Here is a 1,360-nt window from a genome sequence, read left to right on the forward strand (position 1 = left end):
AGGAGCCATTCCTGTAATGAAGTAATTTGAGCTTTGAACGAAAAAAGCACCTCTTGTATACTGGGAAACGTTCCGTCCAAAGAACAAATCCCATATACGAAAGAGGCACTCAACATGAAGTATAAACTTAAGCAAAAACAGATTCAACGTATTACACAAATTACCGATTCAACGCTGGTTGTAGGAGCAGACATCGCGAAGAAGATTCATGTGGCTCGAGCAGTAGATTTCCGTGGTATTGAACTCGGAAAAGACTGTACGTTCCACAATGATGCGAGCGGGCTGACGAAGCTCGCGACTTGGATGAAGGAACTTAAACAAACTCATGCCAAGACGGAGATCGTCTTTGGAATGGAGCCCACCGGGCACTACTGGTTCCCGTTAGCAGCGTACCTGAAGGAACAAGGCATTAAAATCGTCGTCGTGAACCCGCACCACGTCAACAAAAGCAAAGAGCTAGAAGATAACTCGCAGACGAAGAGCGACTACAAGGACGCGAAAGTCATCGCCGATCTCATTCGAAACGGCAAGTACTCCGAACCGAATCTACCGACAAAAGAGTATGCAGATCTCCGGATCCTCATGAATCTCCGAGAAAAAATGTCGGTAAGCCTAACGCAAGTTAAAGGTCGTATCGTCAATTGGTTTGACCGCTTCTTCCCGGAGTATACAAGCGTCTTCAAAGTCTGGGAAGGCAAGGCATCGCTTATGACGCTCAGAGCGTTTCCGCTACCCGCAGAGATTAGGGATAAGGGAGCCAGGATCGTCCTAGAGCATTGGAAGACAGAAGTGAAACGAGGAGTAGGCATAAAGCGGGCGGAGAAGCTCGTGGCTACAGCCGCCACCTCGATCGGTCTTACAGAGGGCGTAGAGGCAGCTCGAATGGAACTGGCCGTCTTGTTACAACAATACGACCTGTTTAGCGAACAGCTCGAGACAACCATGACAAAGGTGCAGGAGATCCTCGAGAGTATCCCAGGCACTGCACAGATGTTGTCGGTGCCAGGCGTCGGAGTGGTGACGGTAGCAGGGTTTCTGGCTGAAGTCGGGGATATCCACAACTACGACCATGGGCAGCAAATCATTCGCTTGGCTGGTCTGAACTTGAAAGAGAATAGCTCCGGCAAGAGAAAGGGCAGGACCGGAATAAGCAAGCGCGGGCGCTCGCGACTACGGGCTCTGCTGTTTCGGGCGGTGATGCCGATGGTGGCTAAGAACCCAGCGTTCAAGGCGCTGCATCAATACTATACGACGAGAAGTCAGAACCCACTGAAGAAGAAACAGTCCATCATTGCGTTATGTGGAAAGCTCATCCGAATTCTATTTACGTTAGGAACACAGCAGAAAGAATACGATGCAA

Annotated in this window: 1 protein-coding gene; it reads left to right on the forward strand. The window is 49.7% G+C overall.

Annotated elements, in window-relative coordinates; all coding sequences use genetic code 11:
- Positions 1-114 precede the first annotated feature (114 nt).
- On the forward strand, positions 115-1,360 hold a 1,246-nt coding region (locus AC6ROY_RS25340), incomplete at its 3' end, for an IS110 family RNA-guided transposase (RefSeq protein WP_500103334.1).

Source organism: Paenibacillus sp. sg306046 (assembly GCF_059821225.1).